This is a genomic window from Amycolatopsis heterodermiae, assembly GCF_034929455.1.
Lineage (GTDB): Bacteria > Actinomycetota > Actinomycetes > Mycobacteriales > Pseudonocardiaceae > Amycolatopsis > Amycolatopsis heterodermiae.
Map to the genome: position 1 here is coordinate 371,956 of NZ_JAYFSI010000007.1, position 17,987 is coordinate 389,942.

Here is a 17,987-nt window from a genome sequence, read left to right on the forward strand (position 1 = left end):
AAATCGGCGTCTGCCATGCTCTGCGCATGTTCGCGCTGCGCACCGACGACTCGTCCCGCCGTGCCCCGGCCATCTGGCGGACCATGCTGAACATCGACCGCGGGCTGGTGAACCTCGTCGGGCGCCTCACGGTGACCGGCCGGATCCCGGCGCAGCTGCGCGGGCGGCCGCTGCTGATGACCGCGAACCACATCGGCGTGTTCGACGCGTTCGTGCTGATGGCCGCGTGCAAGCGGATCGGCATCAACCCGGTGTTCATGCTGGCCGGCGGCATCCTGGACGCCCCGGTGATCGGGCCGGCGCTGCGCGTCAGCGGGCACCTGCGGGTGGACCGGAAGGTTGCGGCGACGGCCGTCGGGCAGTTCACCGAGGCCGTCGAGGCGCTGAAGACCACCCGCGAGCCGCTCATCGTCTACCCCGAAGGCCGGATCAGCCACGACCCGGGCCTGTGGCCGGAACGCGGCAAGACCGGCGCGGCGCGCCTGGCGCTGGCCGCGGGCGTCCCGGTGATCCCGATCAGCCAGTGGGGCGCGCACGAGGCCGTCTACTGGGGCACGGAGACCGTCAACGGCCCGGCCGACCTGGTCCCCCTGGCCCGCTCCGGGCTGAGCGCGCCCCTGCGCCGCCCGAAGTTCCGGGTGCACTTCGGCGACCCGGTGGACCTGTCGGACGTCGAGCCGTCCCGCCCCGGAGCGGGCGTACGAGCGCACGCGAAGATCATGCAGGCGATCACGGACGGGTTGGTCCCACTGCGCACGGGCGAGCTGGACCGGCCGCGGTTCCACGACCCGACCCGGCCGACGGACACCGTCAGCCCCTGGAAGCCGAAGTCCGGACTCTGAGACACCCTCGCGGCTGCCCTAGAGTCGGGCCCGTGAGCACACGGATACTCGTCGTCTACTACAGCTCGACCGGGAACACCGCCGCCCTCGCCGAGGCGCTCGCCGCGGGGGCGGCCGAGACCGGGGCCGAGGTGCGGGTGCGGACCGTGCCGGAGACGGTGCCCGCCGAGTTCATCGCTCAGAACCGGCGCTGGCAGGCCTGGATCGACTCGGGGCCGCACCACGAGCTCGCCACGCTCGACGACCTCCTGTGGGCCGACGGCCTCGCCGTCGGCAGCCCGACCCGGTTCGGCGGGCCGGCCGCCCAGCTCAAGTCCTATTTGGACAGCACAGGTGGGTTGTGGGCGAAGGGAAAGCTCGCGGACAAGGTCGCGACGTCGTTCACCACGGCGTCGACCTCGCACGGCGGCCTCGAATCGACGCTACTGGCGATCAACAACGTCTTCTACCACTGGGGCGCGATCGTCGTGCCGCTCGGCTACACCGACCCGCACCTGATGGAGTCCGGCAACCCGTACGGCGGCTCGTTCGTCTCGCGCAAGTCGGCCGCGCCGGACGACCTGGCGCTCGGTGCGCTGCGGGTGCAGGGGCGGCGGCTGGCCACGATCACGACGCACGTCGCGACCGGGCTCAAGCAGGACCAGGAGTAACCCGGAAAACCGCTTTGGTGGTGACCGGGCGGCCCCTAGAGTCGCGACGGTGACCACCGAACTGCCCGTCGTCGCACCACCCCGGGTCGCCTCGCGCGCCCGCGGGACCACGCTCGTCCTGCTCGCCGCCCTGTTCTTCAGCACGTCGGGCACGCTGGGCAAGTCCGCGATGTCCGCCGGGATCACCCCGGAACAGGTCGCCGCGGCGCGGATCACGCTGGCCGGGCTCGTCCTGCTCGCCGGCGTGGCGCTGTTCGCGCCGCGGAAGCTGAAGGTGCGCCGCGAGCACGTCCCGGTGCTGCTCGGGTACGGGCTGCTCGGCGTGGCCGGCGTGCAGCTGCTGTACTTCGTCGCCGCGGGCCGGATCCCGGTCGGCATCGCGATCCTGCTCGAGTTCGTCTCGCCGGTGCTCATCGCGCTCTGGGTGCGGTTCGTGCGGCGCCACCGGCTGCCGCGGGCGGTGTGGGGCGGCATCGCGCTGGCGATGGTCGGCCTGTCGCTGGTCGCGCAGGTCTGGCAGGGCGTCACGCTGGACGGCGTCGGTCTGCTCGCCGGCTTCGGCGCGGCCCTCTGCTCGGCCGGCTACTTCCTGCTCGGCGAACGCGCCGTCGCCGACATCGACCCGCTGGGCCTGGTCACCTGGGGCATGGTGCTCGGCGCGGTCGCGATCTGCTTCGTCGCGCCGCCGTGGACGTGGCCGCTGCGCCTGCTCGACGCCGACGTCGAGTTCGGCGCCTGGCAGCCGCCGGTCTGGCTGCTGATGACCCTGCTGGTCCTGGTCGCGACGGTGCTCGCCTACGCCTGCGGCATCTCGTCGCTGCGGCACCTGCCCGCGTCGGTGGCGAGCGTGCTCGGGCTGGTCGAACCGGTGATCACGACCGTCGCGGCGTGGCTGCTGATCGGCGAGGAGCTCGCGTGGCCGCAGCTGCTCGGCTCGGCGATCCTGCTGGCCGGCGCCTACGTCGTGCAACGCCACTCGCAGATCCTCACCGCCTGACAGTTCTTCACGAAATGGTCCCCGGGTGGAACAATTCCGCACACCAACCGGGGAGGTACGGCGTTGACGAAGACCGGCACCGAGGGGCTGCGGCCCACCCTGCGCCAGCGGCACGTCCGGATGATCGCCCTCGGCGGGATCATCGGCGCGAGCCTGTTCATCGGCAGCGGCGCGGTGATCCACACCGTCGGCCCGGCGGCCGTGCTGTCCTACGCCCTCGGCGGCCTGCTCGTCGTGCTGGTGATGCGGATGCTCGGCGAGATGGCCACCGCGGCGCCGTCGCTGGGGTCGTTCATGGAGTACGCGCGGGAGGCCCTCGGCGGCTGGGCCGGCTTCACGATCGGCTGGCTGTACTGGTACTTCTGGGTCGGCGTCGTGGCGTTCGAGGCCGTCGCCGGCGCGAAGATCCTGCAGGGCTGGATCCCCGGTGTGCCGCAGTGGGTGTTCTCGCTGGCGCTGATGCTCCTGCTGACCGCGACGAACCTGGCGTCGGCGCGCTCGTTCGGCGAGACGGAGTTCTGGCTGGCCTCGATCAAGGTCGCCACCATCGTCGTGTTCCTGGTGCTGGGCCTGCTGTTCGTGCTCGGGCTCTGGCCGGGCGCGCACTTCTCGGCCGGCAACATCGGGCTCGACGGCTTCGTCGTGAACGGCCCGTTCTCCGTGGTGCACGGCGTGGTCATCGTGATCTTCTCGTACTTCGGCGCGGAAATCGTCACCATCGCGGCGGCCGAGTCGGACGAGCCGGAGACGGCAGTGCGCAAGGCGACGTCGACGATCGTCTGGCGCGTCATCGTGTTCTACGTCGGCTCGGTGGCTCTGCTGGTGATGATCACGCCCTGGCGTGAGGTGCCGAGCGAGACGAGCCCGTTTGCCGCGGCGTTCGGCCGTTTCGGCGTGCCCGCCGCGGCGACGATCGTGTCGGCGGTCGTCCTGACGGCAGCCCTGTCGGTGCTGAATTCGGGGCTGTACACGGCTTCCCGCATGCTGTTCGCGCTGCGCCGCCACGGCTGGGCGCCGTCGTGGATCGCGGACACGAACCGCCGCGGCGTGCCGTGGAAGGCGATCCTGGTGTCCACTGTGGTCGGTTACGTGGCGGTGGTGATGAGCTACCTGTCCCCGGACAAGATCTTCTACTTCATCATCAACTCGGCGGGCGCGGTGGCCCTGTTCGTCTACGCCATCATCTGCGGCTCGCAGTTGCGGATGCGACGGCGTCTCGAAGCTTCGGAGCTCAAGCTGCGGATGTGGGGCTACCCGTGGCTGAGCTGGGTGACGCTGGCCGCGACGCTGGTCGTGGTGGCATCGATGCTGTTCGTCGACGACGACACCCGCGCCCAGCTGTACCTGAGCCTGATCAGCCTGGCCGTGATCCTGGCGGTCTACGCCCTCATCCGCCGGCGATCCGGCTCAGGGCGCCGAAAAACACTTCGGTGATCTTTGCCGGGTCCGCGGCCACGAAAGCGCTTCCGCCCGTTGCCTTGGTCAGGTCGTCCAGCTCCGCCTTGTCCGCGTCCGGGCCGACGCCCACTCCGATCAGGCGGATCGGGCGGCGGGGGTCCTGTAGTTTGGCCAGCTCCGTCAGGAGGTCCGCGCGGCTGATGCCCTTCGGGTCCTCGTTGCGGCCGTCCGTCACGACGATCACCAGGTTCAGCCGGCCGGGCTCCCACTCGCGGCGCGCCGTGCGGTACGTCTCCAGCACGCTGTCGTAGAGGCCCGTCCCGCCGTCGGCGGTGGCCTTGAGCTGGTTCAGCTTGTCGAGCGCGCCGCTGGCCAGGTGCTGCGCGACCGAGGCCATCGGGAGGATCTCGCGGTAGTCCTTGTCGCCGTCCAGGCGGGTCGAGAACTCCAGCATCCGCAGCTGCGTCGTCGGCTTGAACAGGTGCAACGCCTTGGCCGTGGCCTCGGTCGTCAGCTGCATCCGGTTCAGCCCGGTCCCCGGCACCTGCGCGTTCATCGAACCCGAGACGTCCAGCAGCACCTGCACCCGCGCGCTCAGGTTGATCCCGGCCCACTGGCTGAGCAGCTGGTCGACGTCGCCGGCCTCCGGCAGGCCGACCGTCCAGAAGCCCGCGGGCGCCACCCGCGCGTCGCCGGTGTGCTCGCGCAGCGCCTGGCCGCCCGCGGCCCGCAGGCCGGTCTTCGCGATGGCGTCACCGCCCGAGCCGTTGAGCATCGCGTCGCGCAGCTTGTCGACGATCTGCTGCTGCGGCGGCGTGATCCCGCCCAGCTCGGCGAACGGATAGTCCAAAGTGGGCACTGCGGTCGAGTAGACGGCGACCAGCGGCGACGTCGAGTCCTCGACGTTGTGGCGCAGCAAGGAGTTCTCCGAAGCCGGGAACGCCGTCACCGCCCCCGCGCCGGTGCCGTCGCTCGAGCCCGGCAGCCGCGCGATGAGGTCGGTGTCCCCGCCGAGCGTGTTCACCGAGAACCGCCGCAGCTGCGCGACGAACGCCGCCGCGGCGTCGGGGCCCGGCCGCACCGAGGCGCGGATCCCGAGCAGGGCCGTCGCGCCGACCGCGTCGCGGGCCGGGTCGGGCATGCCGGGGACGACCCCCGCGGCGTCCGGCGCGAGGACGTCCGCCCAGTTCAAGGTGCGTGACGGCCAGCCGAGGCCCTTCGCCGCCGCCTCCGCGACCGCCAGGACCACCGGCGAGCTGGCCACCGACGCGCCGGTGTCGGGGACGTCGGCGGCGCCGAGCTGGTGGGCGCGGCGCAGCGCAAGGGTGGAGTCGGGCACCCAGACCTGCGGCCGCGGGCTGCCGTCGGACATCGCGAGGGCTTCGGCGGCCAGCGTCGCCTCACGGGTCTGGACCTCGACGGACCCGCAGTCGAGGTCCAGGCCGCGGGCGACCAGCGACAGCGCGGGCGCGATGTCCGGGGACGCCGTGACGAGGACCTGCGCCGGGTTCTCGCACGCCGGGCGGGACCGCACCACCGAAACAGTCACCCAGGCCGTGGCACCGAGGACGACCACGAGACCGGTCGCGAAGGCGGGCACGAGCAGGCGGCGTCGTCGCCCGTCCGGCGAATGACGTCCCATCGGTGCGGCCTCTCTTCCCGAGGCGGGTGGTCCCCCAGGCTAGTCCGCGGTCCAGTGGCGGCACGTGGTCCGGACGGCGTAAGTACCGCTGCAACCCAGCGAAACCTCATCCCCGGGTCGGAGGCGATTCGTACTCCGGCGGGATGTCCCGGGCCGCTCGCCACGGAACACTGGGTGCCGTCGAAGGGGGTTCGCATGAAGCCGACACGCACCGAACAGCGCCGGGCCCGGTGGGACCTGGCCCGTCAGACGGCCACGGTCGCCGTCGCTCTGCTGCTCGCCAAAGCCGGGCGCTGAAACGCCGTGAGGGGCACCTTCGGGGACGTCAGGTCCCTGAAGGTGCCCCTCACGGGCGCCGAGGTCTAGACCGGGATGACCGTCGGGACGATCATCGGGCGGCGGCGGTAGGTGTCGGCGACCCAGCGGCCGACCACCCGGCGGACCGCCTGGGCGATGCGGTGGGTGTCGGTGATGCCTTCGGCCTCCGTGCGCGCCAGCTCCATCTCCACCAGCGGCACGACGGCGTCGAGCGCCTTCGGGTCGTCGGAGAAGCCGCGGCCGGACACCGTCGGGGCGCTGACCGGGCGGCCCGTGCTGGAGTCCACCGCCACGCTGATCGAGATGAACCCGCCCTCGCCCAGCACCAGCCGGTCGGACAGGGTCGACTCGCCGACGTCGCCGACCGAGAGGCCGTCGACGTAGACGTGCCCGACCTCGACGCGGCCGGTGCGGGTGGCCTTGCCGTCGACCAGGTCGACGACCACGCCGTCTTCGGCGATCACCACGTTGTCCGGGGCGACGCCGGTGCGGATCGCCAGCTCGCCGTTGGCGCGCAGGTGCTTCCACTCGCCGTGGACCGGCATGACGTTGCTCGGGCGGACGGCGTTGTACAGGTAGAGCAGCTCCCCCGCCGACGCGTGGCCGGACACGTGGACCTTGGCGTTGCCCTGGTGCACGACGTTCGCGCCGAGCCGGGTCAGGCCGTTGACCACGCCGAACACCGCGGTCTCGTTGCCCGGGATCATCGAGCTGGCCAGCACCACGGTGTCACCCGCGCGGATCGAGATCTGCCGGTGCTCGCCGCGCGCCATCCGCGACAGCGCCGAGAGCGGCTCACCCTGCGACCCGGTGGAGACGAACAGGACCTTGCTCTCCGGCAGGTTGCTCGCCTGGTCGAGGTCGACCAGCAGCCCGTCCGGCACGTTGAGCAGGCCGAGCTCGGCGGCGATGCCCATGTTGCGGACCATCGACCGGCCGACGAACGCGATCCGGCGGCCGTGCCGGTGCGCGGCGTCGAGCACCTGCTGGACGCGGTGCACGTGGCTGGCGAAGCAGGCCACGATCACGCGCTGGTCCACGCGGCGGATGACGTCGTCGAGCACCGGGCCGATGTCGCGCTCGGGCATCACGAACCCGGGGACCTCGGCGTTGGTCGAGTCGACGCAGAACAGGTCGACACCCTCGTCGCCGAGCCGGGAGAAGCCGGCCAGGTCGGTGAGGCGCCCGTCGAGCGGCAGCTGGTCGAGCTTGATGTCGCCGGTGTGCAGGACGACGCCCGCCGGGGTGCGGATGGCCACGGCCAGCGCGTCCGGGATCGAGTGGTTCACCGCGAAGAACTCGAGGTTGAACACGCCGACGTCGCGGCGCTCCCCCTCGCGGACCTCGATCAGCTTCGGCCGCTGCCGGTGCTCCTTGGCCTTGGCCGCGAGCAGCGCGTTGGTGAACCTCGAGCCGTAGATCGGCAGGTCCGGCCGCAGCCGCAGGAGGAACGGGACGGCACCGATGTGGTCCTCGTGCCCGTGGGTGAGCACCAGTCCTTCGATGTCCTCGAGCCGGTCCTCGATCGCGCGGAAGTCGGGCAGGATCAGGTCGACGCCGGGCTGGTCGTCCTCGGGGAAGAGCACCCCGCAGTCGACGATGAGCAGCCGGCCGGCGAACTCGAAGACGGTCATGTTGCGCCCGACCTCGCCGATGCCGCCGAGCGCGACCACGCGCAGGGCTCCGTCGGGAAGCGCGGGAGGGGCGTTGGTGGGGCCTGGACCTGGGGGAAGTGAGCTCACCGAGGCAGGGTCCCAACGCTGGTGTGCGAGGTAGGCGCCACGTAGGCGGCCCTCGAGTCTGCATGTGCCACCCGCTCACCATGCCAGTCCTGGGCCGCCGTGTCGCCCAGCGGCACGCCGCCCTGGGCCAGATCGGCGGCGATCAGGGCCGTCTGCTCGGTGGTCGGGGCCACGATCGGGAGGCGCGGGTCGCCGATGTCGAAGCCGCGCAGCCGCAGGGCCGCCTTGCTGAACGCGACCCCGCCGACCCGCGACATCGCCCGCAGCACCGGCAGCATGCCGCGGTGGTTGGTGCGCGCGGTGGACGTGTCGCCGTTCTCGTAGGCGTCGATCATCGCGCGGATCCGGCCCGCGACGACGTGACCGATCACACTCACCACGCCGACGCCGCCGACCGACAGCCAGGGCAGGTTCAGGCCGTCGTCACCCGAGTAGTACGCGAGGTGGGTGTTGGCGATGACCTCGGAGCCGGCGATGAGGTCGCCCTTGGCGTCCTTGACCGCGACGATCCGCGGGTGCTCGGCCAGCCGCAGCAGCGTGTCGACCTCGATCGGGACGATCGAGCGCGGCGGGATGTCGTAGAGCAGCACCGGCAGGCCGGTGCTGTCGGCGACGGTGGTGAAGTGCGCGAACAGGCCCGCCTGGCTGGGACGCGAGTAGTACGGCGTGACGACCAGCAGGCCGTGCGCGCCGGCCGCTTCGGCCTGCTTCGCCTGCTCGACGCTGTGCGCCGTGTTGTTGGTGCCCGCGCCGGCGACGACGGTCGCGCGGTCGCCGACGGCCTCGACGACGGCGCGGATCAGCTCCTGCTTCTCCGTGTCGGTCGTGGTCGGGCTCTCGCCGGTGGTGCCGTTGACGACCAGGCCGTCGTTCCCCAGGTCCACGAGGTGCTCGGCCAGCTCCTGCGCCCGCTTCAGGTCCAAGGCGCCGTCGGCGTCGAAGGGGGTGGCCATCGCGGTGAGCACGCGCCCGAACGGCCGTCCGGGCGCTGCGGCAGGTGGGTTGGACATGCCCAGACGGTACCCCGTCGGTCCGGCGAAAACCGCGCCGACCTGGTCGGGTACGCGAAGTGCGGAGGATTTCCGCGAGGACGCCGCTCGTCGCGGAACTTCTACTTGACCTTGGTCACGATCGGCGCGGTGATCGGGCCGCCGTCGGACTTGGCGAGCACGCAGTAGAACCAGCGGGTCGGGTATTCGCCGCTCTCCTGCGGCACGCTCTGCCACTCGGCCTGCGTCGGCACGAGCGCGCGGTAGGTCAGGCCCTCGCGCTTGGCCTCCGGCACGAGCGACGAGCGGAACGCGGTCGCGCAGCGGGCTTCGGCGACCGCCGTGACGGCGTCCAGCCCCGGGTAGGCGGCGACGGCGACGTCGTCGGTGGTCCAGCTCTGGACCGAGAGCACGTCGGCGATCTCGTAGACCTCGAGCGTGTGGGTCTTGTCGCAGTCGCCCTTGTTGTCGCCGATGATGGCGCCTTCCTGGACGGTGGCGTTGAAGCAGCGGTCGTAGTCGGTGATGTCCGCCTTCAGCTGGCCACCGACGCCGAAGGTCATCGTCGGCAGCTTCTGCGCGTCGACCGGGGGCTTCTCGAACGCCCGGCCCGCGAAGAACCCGCCGACCAGGGCGGCCACGACGAGCACGGCGGCGAGCGAGAGCCACAGCGCGCGCAGGTTCTTCTTCGGCGGCTGCGGCGTGACGCGGGTGAGCGGCGGGGTCAGCGCCGTGCCGCCCGGCGGGGTCGGCCGCACGCCCTGGGCCGTGGTCAGCAGGTTCTGGGCCTGGGCCGCGGTCAGCCGGGCCTCCGGCTTGGCCACCAGCAGGCCGAGGATCACCGCGGCGATCGGGCCGTGGCCGCGGGTGAGGTACGGGATCTCGGTCATGATCGCGTGCAGCGTCGCCGCGGTGGTCGACCGCTCGAACGGCATGGTGCCTTCGACCGCGTAGAACAGCGTCGCGCCCAGGGACCACAGGTCGGACTCGGGCATGGCTTCGCGGCCTTCGACGCGCTCCGGCGCCATGAAGGCGGGCGAGCCGACGATCATGCCGCTGGTCGTCAGGCGCGGGTCGTCGATGGCGTGGGCGATGCCGAAGTCCGTCAGCTTCACCCGGCCGTCCGGCGCGACCAGGATGTTCGCCGGCTTGACGTCGCGGTGCACGATCCCGGCGGCGTGCGCGGCCTGCAGGGCGGCGAGCACCCGCTCCCCCAGCTGCGCGGCCTGCGCGGAGTGCATCGGGCCGCGCTGGCGCACCAGCTCGGCCAGCGACGGCGCCTCGACGAGCTCCATGACGATGAACGTGGTGCCGCCGTCGGTGACGACGTCGTACACGGTGACGACGGCCGGGTCGTTGAGCCGCCCGCCGGTGCGCACCTCGCGCAGCGCGCGCTCGGAGAACACGGCGGCGGACTCGGCGTCGGGCAGCCGCAGTTCCTTGACCGCGACCTGCCGTCCGATGACCTGGTCGTGCGCCCGCCACACGACGCCCATGCCGCCGCGCCCGAGCTCACCGAGCAGCGCGTAACGGCCCGCGACCACCCGCTGACCAGGCGTCGCGGGGGCCCGGGGTGGATAGGGCCGGGTCTGTTCGTCGGTCACGGTGCTCCTTCAAGCGGCGGTCGCGCAGATGCTAGTCGGACCGTCGCGGAGCGCTCGGGGTTCCGCAAAATCGTGACTCACCGAGCCGGGGTGTACCGCTCCCCGTGGTAGGGGATCCACCGGTAGCCCGGGGCGAAGTCGCTGAACTCCAGCCGTCGCCCGGCCGCGGCCCAGATGTCCTCGCTGACCACGAGGCCGGGCACGAGCGTCAGGTCTTCGGCCATGAGCGTGTCGTACTTGCGCAGTTCCTCGCCGCCGCCGCCGGCGAGGGCGTAGCGGTAGACCGGCGGCGCGGTCCGGAGCAGCCAGTAGAGCCGGCGCACCGCCGCGGTCGTGGCCGCGGCGTCCGCGCCGGACCCGATGCCCGTTTCGCTGAGCCCCTCCGGCGTGACACCGCACCACCAGCCGGTGCCGTGGGAGAACACGCGGGACGTCCAGCCGTCGAAGTGGCGGGCGAGGTCCCGTGCGTGGGTCTCCCGTCCCCCGCATTCGGCGTTGAGGGCGAAGATCCCGGCCATGGCAGCGGCCTCCCTGCTCGAGGGCTCAGCCGGTGATGGTGAGGTAGATCAGCACCAGGTTGAGCGCGATGATCACCACCGCGATCAGTGACGCCGCGATGGTCGTCGAACGGCGGTTGGCGTCGATGCCCATCAGATCACGGTCGGCCGTCAGCCGGATCAGCGGTACCAGTGCGAACGGGATCCCGAACGACAGCACCACCTGCGAAACGACCAGCGCCGTGCTCGGGTCGGCACCGAGCGCGAGTACCACGATAGCCGGGGTGAGGGTGACCAGGCGGCGCAGGATCAGCGGAATCCTCTTGTGCAGCAGGCCTTGCATGATCATCGCGCCCGCGTACGCGCCGACCGACGTCGACGCCAGGCCGGAGGCGAGCAGGCCGATCGCGAACATCAGCGCGATGCCGGGGCCGAGGGCCTGCGCGACGGCGCCGTGCGCGCCCTCGATGCTGTCGACGCCGGTCTGGCCCTGCAGGTTCGTCGCCGCGAGCAGCAGCATGCCGAGGTTGACCGCGCCGGCCAGCAGCATCGCCAGGCCGACGTCGGCGCGGGTGGCGCGCAGGAGACGGCGGCGGCTGCCGGCGTCCGCCCGGCCGTGGCGGTCGCGGACCAGGCCGGAGTGCAGGTAGACGGCGTGCGGCATGACCGTCGCGCCGAGCATCGCCGCGGCGATCAGGATGCTGCCGGAGCCGTCGAACCTCGGCACCAGCCCGCCGAGCGTGCCCGAGGGCGACGGCGGCTCGACGAAGAGACTGGCCAGGAAGCCGATCGCGATGACCAGCAGCAGCCCGGTGACGACCCGCTCGAACGTGCGCTGGCCGCCGCGGTCCTGGACCGCCAGCAGCGTCAGCGAAACCGCGCCGGTGATCAGGCCACCGGCGACGAGCGGCAGGTCGAACAGCAGGTTGAGGGCGATCGCGCCGCCGACGACCTCGGCCAGGTCGGTCGCGATGGCGACGACCTCGGCCTGCAGCCAGTAGGCCAGCCGCGCGGCCGGGGACAGCCGGGCGCGCAGGGCCTCCGGCAGCGACGTCCCGGTGACCAGGCCGAGCTTCGCCGAGAGGTACTGGACGAGCACGGCCATCAGGTTCGCCACCACGATCACCCAGACCAGCAGGTAGCCGTAGCGGGCGCCGGCGCTGATGTTGGCCGCGACGTTCCCGGGGTCGACGTAGGCGATGGCCGCGACGAACGCCGGGCCGAGCAGCGCCGAGCCCGTCCGCAGGCGCGACGCCAGTTTCGGCCGGGCGGCCTCGGTCACAGCCATGTCTGCCCTTCCGCCTGGTGTCGGTAACCCTAAACCGAAGTTTAGGCACGCCGAACTTTCCCTGACAAGGGCGACCGCTCCCACCCGCGCGGCCGGGTACCCCGAAAAGCCGTGAAGGCCACCTTGACGGACTCTGAGTCCCTCAAGGTGGCCTTCACGGCACGTCGGGTCAGGGGTGCGCGACCTCGTGGCCGGATTCGCGCAGCGCCTTGACGGCGTGGTCGAGCTCCGTGGCGCGGACCAGGATGTGGTCGGTGTCGAACGTGGACATCGAGAACAGCGCGACCCCGGCCGCGGCCAGCTCGGAGGCCAGCGCGGCGATGATGCCGGTGAGGGTGAACTCGAGCGGGCCGCGGACCGACAGCAGCCGCCAGCCGTCCTCCGACGCCGTCCCGCCGCCGGGCTCGCGCCCGGCCGGGCAGATCACCGACAGCTCTTCGGGGGTGCGGGTCACCGAGACGAACGCCGGTTCGCCGGGAGCGAGCAGCTCCGCCGGCACCGGGGCGTCCGCGGGCAGCCGGACGACGGCGTACTCGCCGGGCCGGACGTCGATAGCGAGGCGTTTCATCAGCCTTCGAAAACCTTCGGGCTCGTGGCGATCTCGGTGCCGTCCGGCAGCGTCGAGATGGTGAAGTCGGCGAACACGTTCGCCGCGGCCTTCTGCAGCTCGCGCAGGCAGTCGACGGCCAGTTCGCGGATCTCGACGTCGGCGTGCTCGGTGGCGCGCATCGCGACGAAGTGGCGCCACGCGCGGTAGTTCCCGGTGACGACGACGCGGGTCTCGGTGGCGTTCGGCAGCACGGCGCGCGCGGCCTGGCGGGCCTGCTTGCGGCGCAGGGTCGCGCTCGGCACGTCGGCGAACTTCTCCTCGAGCCCGGCGAGCAGCTCGGTGTAGGCGTCGACGCTCGCCTGGGCCGCGGCGAGGAACTTCTCGTGCAGCACCGGGTCGTTCGCGATGACCTCGGGCTCGACGAACTCGGCGTCGCGCTCGGGCACGTACCGCTGGGAGAGCTGGGAGTAGGAGAAGTGGCGGTGGCGGATCAGCTCGTGGGTCAGCGACCGGGAGATGCCGGTGATGTAGAAGGTGACGGTTCCGTGCTCCAGCACCGAAAGGTGGCCGACGTCGATGATGTGCTCGAGGTAGCCGGCGTTGGTCGCGGTGGCCGGGTTCGGCTTCTTCCAGGACTGGTAGCAGGCGCGGCCGGCGAATTCGGCGAGGGCCTGGCCGCCGTCCGCGTCGGTGGACCACGGCACGTCTTCGGGCGGGAAGAACTCCGTCTTCGCGATCAGCTGCACTCTCGGTGACACGGTTTCGGCCACGTCCGCACTCCTTCTCCGGCCCGGCTCCACGACTCCCAGCGCAGCCTAACCGCGCGCGAGCGGCCACTCCCGGGGGACACGTGACACCACCGTCTCCTTGACCGACGTCACTAATGACGTCATAGTGGCGTCATGGACCTGACGCCGTACATCGCCAACCTCCGCGAGGACCTCGCGAACACGGCCTCCGCCGGGGACGAGCACACCCGGCGTGCGGCCGCCCTGCTCTCGACCGCGCTCGAACCCGCGGTCCGCCTGACGTTGATGAACGCCCTCGCGGACCTCGCCGCCGAGGTCACCGCCACCCTACCCGGACAGGTCGTCGACGTCCGGCTCGACGGACGGGACGTCCGCGTGGTCGTGACCGGCGCGGCCGAGGAGCCGCCGCCGAGCGCGACACCACGTGACACCACGCCACCACCACCGATCGACGGCGGTGACATCACGCGCATCACCCTGCGGCTGGTCGAGCAGATCAAGGGGCAGGCCGAGCGCGCGGCGCAGGCGCAGGGCGTCTCGCTGAACACCTTCGTCTCCCAGGCGGTGCAGGGGGCGCTGGGCCACGGCGCGCTGGGCGGCGGCGGCCACCGGCAGCACCACTCCAAGAGCAACCAGAGCGGCTCCCGCCTGCACGGCTGGGTCGAGGGCTGAGGGGAAACGACCATGAGTGAAGAGCAGACGACACCGAACGAAGAGATCCCCGCCGAAGAGCCCGCAGCGGCTCCGGCCGGGGAAACCACGGCCGACAAGCCGGCGCGCGTCGAGGAGTTCGAGGCCGGCGGGCCGCTCGAGCTGGACGTCGCCGTGACGATCGGGCGCGTGGAACTGGTGCTGACCGGCGAGTCCGGTGCCCGCGTCGAGGTGCGGCACGACCGGGGCGAGCAGCAGCCGTGGGTGGAGGGCGTCAACAACCTGCTGTCCTGGGTCGGCGAGCGCTTCGGCGACCAGCTGGGCGTCGACCCGACGGCCTCCCCCGCCGAAGCGGTGAAGCAGAGCCGGATCGAGAAGCTGGGCAACCGGCTCGTCGTCCAGGCGCCGAAGGCGTGGCAGCTGCGCAACGTCGCGCTGTCGGTGATCGTGCACGCGCCGGCGGGTTCGCACGTCGAGGTGCGGGCGGGCGCGGCGGACGTCACCGTCTCCGGCTCGGCCGGGCGGGTGGACGTGCTGACCGGCTCCGGCGAGGTGAAGCTCGACCGGGCCGACGGCGCGGCGACCGTGCGCACCGGCAGCGGCGGCATCAAGCTCGGCCCGGTCCTCGGCGGGCTGCAGCTGCGCAGCGGCAGCGGCAACGTCGAGGCGACGTCGCTGGCCGGGTCGGCGACCCTGGCCACCGGCACCGGCGACGTCTGGCTGGGCGCGGTGTCCGGCGAGGTGATGGCCCGCACCGGCAGTGGCGACCTTTCGGTGGCCGACGCCGGCGCCGGCTCGCTCGACCTGATCACCGGCTCGGGCGAGGTCCGCATCGGCATCCGCGGCGGCACGGCCGCCGAGGTCGACCTGACCTCCAGCGGCGGCCGCGTGTCCAGCGAGCTGGACGTCGCCGACGCCGCCCCCGAGGGCGGCGTGAAGCTCAAGGTCCGCGCCCGCACGGGCTCCGGCAACGCCGTGGTGACGCGCGCGGCCGGCTGAATAAAGGGGGTGACGGGCCGTTTCCGGCAGGGGGTTGCCGGGAACGGCCCGTTCCCGTGCCCGGCGGGTGCCAGGATGACGCCATGACGACGGTGGAGACCGGCCGGGCGGTGTACCGGGCGCGGCTGCGCGGGTGCCTGCTCGGCGGGGCGATCGGCGACGCACTGGGCAACCCGGTGGAGTTCCAGGCGCTCACCGCCATCCGGCAGCCCGTCGGCTTGGTGGCGAACGCCGAAGGCGTCGCGGAGATCACCGACGACACGCAGATGACGCTGTTCAGCCTGGAGGGCTTCCACCGCGGCTGGGTCCGCGCGCAGGCGAAGGGCATCGGCGGCGCGATGGCGTCCCTGGTGCGCGACGCGTACCTGCGCTGGCTGGACACGCAGGAGAACCCGGCGCCGCCGCCCGCGGAGGACCGGCGGCACCGGTCCGGGCAGCTGCGGCTGGAGCCGTGGCTCTACGCGCGGCGGGCCCCGGGGATGGCCTGCCTCTCGGGCCTTCGCGCGGACCACACCCCGGACACGTTCGCCGAGCCGAGCGGCCGTCCGGGCCCGGTGAACCCGGACTCCAAGGGCTGCGGCACGGTGATGCGCTCGGCGCCGTTCGGGTTCGCCGGCGGCGCCCACCACGCGTACGTGGTCGCGGCCAACTGCGCGCAGATCACCCACGGCCACCCGACCGGCTACCACGCGGCGGGCACGTTCGCGGCGATGATCGCGTACCTGCTCGAAGGCGAGTCGCTGGAGGCCGCGGTGCTGCGGTCGATGCGGCTGCTCTCGCGTTACCCGTCGCACGAGGAGACGCTGGCGGCGTTGCGCCTGGCCCTGGAGCTGGCGTCCTCCGGCGATACGTCGCCCGAGAAGGTCGAGTCCCTGGGCGGTGGCTGGGTGGCCGAAGAGGCGCTGGCGATCGGCGTGTACGCGGCTTTGGCGCCGGTGAGCGTGCGGGATGCGCACCCGGAGACGGCGTTCCGCGCCCGGCTGCGGCTGGCCGTCACGCACTCCGGCGACAGCGACTCGACCGGCTCGATCTGCGGGAACCTGCTCGGCGCGTGGCACGGCGAAGACGTGCTGCCCTGGGACTGGCTGTCCCAGGTGGAGGGCCGCGCGACGATCGCACGGCTGGCGGACGACTTCGCGGCGGAGTCCGCCCAGACGCGCGGGTACTAGCGACTCGGCGGACGACACGCGTACTCAGGCGGACGACACGCGTACCTGGATGGACGACACGCGTGGAAGGGGTCAGCGGACCAGCTTTGCCAGGGCCGGGGCCAAATCCCCGCGGGCGCCGACCGCGACGCCCGACAGGCCCAGCCACTCCGCCATGTGCGTCAGCTCCGCCGCCAGTTCCGGGAGCACCTGGGCCACGTCGGCGCCCTCCTCCGCGAAGGCGCCCTGGACCCGCAGCACTCCCGCGGCGCGGTCGGCCTTCAGGTCCACCCGGGCCGCCAGCTCGCCGTCCAGCAGGAACGGGAACACGTAGTACCCGTACACCCGCTTCGGCTCCGGGACGTAGATCTCGATGCGGTAGTGGAACCCGAACAGCCGCTCGGTCCGGGCCCGCTCCCAGATCAGCGGGTCGAACGGGCACAGCAGCGCCCGGCCGGTGACCGCGCGGGGCGTGCGCGCCTCGAAGTGCCGGTACGCCTGCGCCTTCCAGCCGCGGACCGCGACCGGCTCCAGCACGCCCGACTCGACCAGCTCCGCCACCGCCTGGTGGGCCGGGGCCGGGCCCAGGCGGTAGTAGTCGCGCAGGTCCGTCTCCGTCGCGACGCCCAGCGCCCGCGCCGAACGCTCGATCAGGCCGCGCGCGCCTTCTTCGGCCGACACCGAGACCGACAGGATCTCCGGCGGGACCACCCGTTCCGTCAGGTCGTACAGCCGCTCGAACGACCGGCGCGTGCCGGTGGTCAGCTGGCCGACGCCGAACAGGTACTCGCAGACGCGCTTGACCTCCGAGCGCTCCCACCACGACCCCGGGCCGCGCCGTTGCGCGTCCGCTTCCACCTGGCGCTCGATGCCGCCGGCGCCGATCGGGCCCAGCTCCTTGACCACCGACAGGATCTCGTCGACCAGCCCCGGCGACTTCTCGATCAGCGGCCCGTAGTTCTTCCACCAGCCGTCCCGCTTCGCGCCCGAGCGGATCAGCGGCCAGTCCTCGACCGGCAGCAGGCTCGCCTCGTGCGCCCAGGTCTCCACCAGCAGGCGCGGCTGCTTCGCCGAGTGCGACCACGCCGCGCTGTCCAGCAACGCGGGGTCGTAGGCACCCAGGCGCGAGAACACCGGCATGTAGTGCGCCCGGACCGCGACGTTCACCGAGTCCAGCTGCAGCAGCTGGACGCGCGAAAGCACGCGTTTCAGGTGCCGCCGCGACGGCACACCGGAGGGACGCGGGTCGGCGAAGCCCTGCGCGGCCAGGAAGGTCTTCCGGGCCGTCGCGACACTGATCGTCTGCATGATGACCACATGGTGCCAGGCACCACCGACAAAAACCGCACCGCTAGATTCAGGCCCATGAGCGACGCCGCCGTCCGCCCCGCCGACCTGCCCGACGCCGCGGAGATCGCCCGCATCCAGCGCGAGACCTGGCACGCCGCCTACGAGGACCTCCTCGGCAAGCAGGCCCTGGCCGAGCTGGACGCGACCGACCTGGCCGGCACCTGGGCCGAGACCATCGACTACCCCGGCAGCCTGGTCTACGTCGCCACCGAAGGCGAGTACACCGTCGGGTTCTGCGTCGCGGGCCGCGCCCCCGAAGGCGAGGTCGCCGCCGCCGACGGGTCCCTGCCCGAGGACGCCGGCACCACCGGCCTGATCGCCACCCTGCTCGTCGAGCCGCGGTGGGGCCGCCGCGGCCACGCCGGACGGCTACTCGCGACGGCCGCCGCCGGGCTGCGGGCCGACGGCGCCACCCGCGGCATCGCCTGGGTCGCCCAGGGCGACCACGCCTCCCTCGGCTTCTACCGCCGGGCCGGCTGGAACCCCGACGGCACGGTCCGCACCCTCGACACCGGCGAACGCATGCTCCGCGAGGTCCGGCTCACCGGCACCCTCGCGCTGTCCCTCGCCTGA

Annotated in this window: 17 protein-coding genes; 8 read left to right on the top strand and 9 right to left on the bottom strand. The window is 72.4% G+C overall.

Annotation, left to right across the window (positions count from 1 at the left end; translation table 11 throughout):
• Positions 1-26: 26 nt before the first annotated feature.
• From VA596_RS29490 to VA596_RS29505, 4 genes are all read left to right on the top strand, one after another.
• Entirely contained in the window at positions 27-842 is an 816-nt protein-coding gene (locus VA596_RS29490; protein WP_323331439.1) for a lysophospholipid acyltransferase family protein, read from the top strand.
• Positions 843-874: 32 nt separating this feature from the next.
• Complete coding sequence (gene wrbA / locus VA596_RS29495) at positions 875-1,492, top strand: NAD(P)H:quinone oxidoreductase (RefSeq protein ID WP_323331440.1); 618 nt, start codon at positions 875-877, stop codon at positions 1,490-1,492.
• Positions 1,493-1,541: 49 nt separating this feature from the next.
• Positions 1,542-2,489 carry an EamA family transporter gene (locus tag VA596_RS29500; RefSeq protein WP_323331441.1) on the top strand — a complete coding sequence of 316 codons (948 nt, stop codon included), beginning with the start codon at positions 1,542-1,544 and terminating at the stop codon, positions 2,487-2,489.
• A 120-nt stretch (positions 2,490-2,609) separates the two neighbouring features.
• Complete coding sequence (locus tag VA596_RS29505) at positions 2,610-3,923, top strand: amino acid permease (protein ID WP_323331641.1); 1,314 nt, start codon at positions 2,610-2,612, stop codon at positions 3,921-3,923.
• On the opposite strand, the gene VA596_RS29510 is transcribed toward VA596_RS29505, so the two are convergent.
• From VA596_RS29510 to thyX, 8 genes are all read right to left on the bottom strand, one after another.
• Positions 3,877-5,529 carry a VWA domain-containing protein gene (locus VA596_RS29510; RefSeq protein ID WP_323331442.1) on the bottom strand — a complete coding sequence of 551 codons (1,653 nt, stop codon included), beginning with the start codon at positions 5,527-5,529 and terminating at the stop codon, positions 3,877-3,879. The genes VA596_RS29505 and VA596_RS29510 overlap by 47 nt on opposite strands.
• A 362-nt stretch (positions 5,530-5,891) precedes the next feature.
• Entirely contained in the window at positions 5,892-7,589 is a 1,698-nt protein-coding gene (locus tag VA596_RS29515) for a ribonuclease J (protein ID WP_323331443.1), read from the bottom strand.
• Positions 7,586-8,599, bottom strand: a complete 1,014-nt coding sequence (gene dapA / locus VA596_RS29520; RefSeq protein WP_323331444.1) for a 4-hydroxy-tetrahydrodipicolinate synthase — start codon at positions 8,597-8,599, stop codon at positions 7,586-7,588. The genes VA596_RS29515 and dapA overlap by 4 nt, the downstream gene beginning before the upstream one ends.
• Positions 8,600-8,700: 101 nt before the next feature.
• Positions 8,701-10,182: a serine/threonine-protein kinase gene (locus VA596_RS29525; RefSeq protein ID WP_323331445.1), complete on the bottom strand. Its 1,482-nt coding sequence runs from the start codon at positions 10,180-10,182 to the stop codon at positions 8,701-8,703.
• A gap of 77 nt (positions 10,183-10,259) precedes the next feature.
• Positions 10,260-10,700, bottom strand: coding sequence for a hypothetical protein (locus VA596_RS29530; RefSeq protein ID WP_323331446.1), 441 nt, complete (start codon positions 10,698-10,700; stop codon positions 10,260-10,262).
• A 25-nt stretch (positions 10,701-10,725) separates the two neighbouring features.
• On the bottom strand, positions 10,726-11,967 hold the full coding sequence (locus tag VA596_RS29535) for an Nramp family divalent metal transporter (RefSeq protein WP_323331447.1): 1,242 nt from the start codon (positions 11,965-11,967) through the stop codon (positions 10,726-10,728).
• A gap of 169 nt (positions 11,968-12,136) precedes the next feature.
• Positions 12,137-12,535, bottom strand: coding sequence for an ACT domain-containing protein (locus tag VA596_RS29540; RefSeq protein ID WP_323331448.1), 399 nt, complete (start codon positions 12,533-12,535; stop codon positions 12,137-12,139).
• Positions 12,535-13,287 (bottom strand): FAD-dependent thymidylate synthase, encoded by a 753-nt coding sequence (thyX, locus tag VA596_RS29545; RefSeq protein ID WP_323331449.1) that lies wholly within the window; start codon positions 13,285-13,287, stop codon positions 12,535-12,537. The genes VA596_RS29540 and thyX overlap by 1 nt, the downstream gene beginning before the upstream one ends.
• Positions 13,288-13,419: 132 nt before the next feature.
• Between thyX and VA596_RS29550 the strand changes: the two genes are divergently transcribed.
• The 3 genes from VA596_RS29550 (at position 13,420) to VA596_RS29560 (ending at position 16,085) form a co-directional block, all read left to right on the top strand.
• On the top strand, positions 13,420-13,938 hold the full coding sequence (locus tag VA596_RS29550; RefSeq protein ID WP_323331450.1) for a toxin-antitoxin system HicB family antitoxin: 519 nt from the start codon (positions 13,420-13,422) through the stop codon (positions 13,936-13,938).
• 12 nt (positions 13,939-13,950) lie between these two features.
• Entirely contained in the window at positions 13,951-14,916 is a 966-nt protein-coding gene (locus tag VA596_RS29555) for a DUF4097 family beta strand repeat-containing protein (RefSeq protein WP_323331451.1), read from the top strand.
• 83 nt (positions 14,917-14,999) lie between these two features.
• Positions 15,000-16,085, top strand: coding sequence for an ADP-ribosylglycohydrolase family protein (locus VA596_RS29560; protein WP_323331452.1), 1,086 nt, complete (start codon positions 15,000-15,002; stop codon positions 16,083-16,085).
• A gap of 72 nt (positions 16,086-16,157) precedes the next feature.
• Here the strand turns inward: VA596_RS29560 and VA596_RS29565 are convergent, their stop codons facing one another.
• Positions 16,158-17,372, bottom strand: a complete 1,215-nt coding sequence (locus tag VA596_RS29565) for a winged helix-turn-helix domain-containing protein (protein WP_323331453.1) — start codon at positions 17,370-17,372, stop codon at positions 16,158-16,160.
• Between the two features lie 57 nt (positions 17,373-17,429).
• Between VA596_RS29565 and VA596_RS29570 the strand changes: the two genes are divergently transcribed.
• Complete coding sequence (locus tag VA596_RS29570) at positions 17,430-17,987, top strand: GNAT family N-acetyltransferase (RefSeq protein ID WP_323331454.1); 558 nt, start codon at positions 17,430-17,432, stop codon at positions 17,985-17,987.

Coding starts and splice junctions, on each gene's coding strand:
- VA596_RS29490 (WP_323331439.1), top strand. CDS start 27: ATGTTCGCGCTGCGCACCGACGACTCGTCCCGCCGTGCCCCGGCCATC.
- VA596_RS29505 (WP_323331641.1), top strand. CDS start 2,610: ATGATCGCCCTCGGCGGGATCATCGGCGCGAGCCTGTTCATCGGCAGC.
- VA596_RS29510 (WP_323331442.1), bottom strand. CDS start 5,529: ATGGGACGTCATTCGCCGGACGGGCGACGACGCCGCCTGCTCGTGCCC.
- dapA (WP_323331444.1), bottom strand. CDS start 8,599: ATGTCCAACCCACCTGCCGCAGCGCCCGGACGGCCGTTCGGGCGCGTG.
- VA596_RS29530 (WP_323331446.1), bottom strand. CDS start 10,700: ATGGCCGGGATCTTCGCCCTCAACGCCGAATGCGGGGGACGGGAGACC.
- VA596_RS29535 (WP_323331447.1), bottom strand. CDS start 11,967: ATGGCTGTGACCGAGGCCGCCCGGCCGAAACTGGCGTCGCGCCTGCGG.
- VA596_RS29540 (WP_323331448.1), bottom strand. CDS start 12,535: ATGAAACGCCTCGCTATCGACGTCCGGCCCGGCGAGTACGCCGTCGTC.
- VA596_RS29550 (WP_323331450.1), top strand. CDS start 13,420: ATGGACCTGACGCCGTACATCGCCAACCTCCGCGAGGACCTCGCGAAC.
- VA596_RS29555 (WP_323331451.1), top strand. CDS start 13,951: ATGAGTGAAGAGCAGACGACACCGAACGAAGAGATCCCCGCCGAAGAG.
- VA596_RS29560 (WP_323331452.1), top strand. CDS start 15,000: ATGACGACGGTGGAGACCGGCCGGGCGGTGTACCGGGCGCGGCTGCGC.
- VA596_RS29565 (WP_323331453.1), bottom strand. CDS start 17,372: ATGCAGACGATCAGTGTCGCGACGGCCCGGAAGACCTTCCTGGCCGCG.
- VA596_RS29570 (WP_323331454.1), top strand. CDS start 17,430: ATGAGCGACGCCGCCGTCCGCCCCGCCGACCTGCCCGACGCCGCGGAG.